The sequence below is a fragment of the Halioxenophilus sp. WMMB6 genome (assembly GCF_033283405.1).
In the GTDB taxonomy this organism is placed as follows: Bacteria; Pseudomonadota; Gammaproteobacteria; order Pseudomonadales; family Cellvibrionaceae; genus Halioxenophilus.
Map to the genome: position 1 here is coordinate 1 of NZ_JAWMQR010000030.1, position 1,053 is coordinate 1,053.

A 1,053-nucleotide genomic window follows, 5' to 3' on the forward strand; every position below is an offset into this window, starting at 1 on the left:
GCCAGATTCAATCAGTAAGTGCACCACGGGCCTCTCTGTAGACTTCATAGGGTGTTCGATAATTTAAGCACTTTCTGGGGCGGTTGTTGAGTAATTTTTCGACGCGATTGATTTCGGATACAGGGATTGAGCTAAAGTCTGTTCCCTTTGGAAAGAAACGGCGAATTAAACCATTCACCTGTTCGACTGAGCCTTTTTCCCAGCTATGATATGGCTCACAGAAATAGGACTGTACATTGAGCGCTTCGTTGATGTCTTGGTGAAAAACATTTTCTGATCCGTTGTCATAGGTAATTGAGGTAACCAGATGTTCTGGGTGATTGGCCAGTCGGCGGATAATCGACTTTTTAGTTTGCTCCGCTGACTTGTTGGGCATAAAAGAGATGTTAGTCAGACGAGTGTTTCGCTCGACAATAACATTCAATCCTGACTTGCGATCACCGCCTACAATTGTGTCGCTTTCCCAGTGACCAATGGATTCACGGGAATCTACATCAGCGGGCCTTAGGCTGATTGGAGTACGGTTTTTTATGCGTTCTTTGGGTTTTCGGTAAGGGTATTTTTTGCGACGCTGAATGTGTTTCCTGGCTAATGTTTCTGTTAATTCGGGAGTCTCGATATAGATAAACTGATAAATAGCTTCGTGGCAAACATAGTTTTCAGGGTCGAACTCTCGTAGCCGGCCGGATATGATTTCAGGACTCCAACCTTGATTCAATTTTTCGATGACATATGTGCGAGTTTGGGGTGTTTTCAGGCGAAACCGTTGTGCACGATTTTTCATTCTGGCCTCATAGAATTCCTGTGCGCTACGGAGGTAATAATGTTCGCCACACCAAAGGTTTCGCTTGATCTCACGCGAGATGGTGGTGTGAGACCGATTGAGACGCCGTCCAATCTCGCGGTAGCTATGCCCCTTGTTCATCCAGTCTTTGATTAGGGTTCTTTCTGAATAGGTAAGGTGTTTGTAGCTCATAAAGTAGTTCCGCTGTATAAGACCAGTTGATTACAAAGCTACAGGATAAGGTGGTGCACTTGATTTTAGAAATCGGA

At 44.7% G+C, this 1,053-nt stretch carries 1 protein-coding gene; it reads right to left on the reverse strand.

Annotated features, from left to right (window positions below):
* Nucleotides 1-7 precede the first annotated feature (7 nt).
* The gene (locus SBL51_RS23210; protein WP_317933587.1) at nt 8-976 is read right to left on the reverse strand and encodes an IS30 family transposase; all 969 of its coding nucleotides are present in this window, start codon (nt 974-976) and stop codon (nt 8-10) included.
* Nucleotides 977-1,053: the final 77 nt, after the last annotated feature.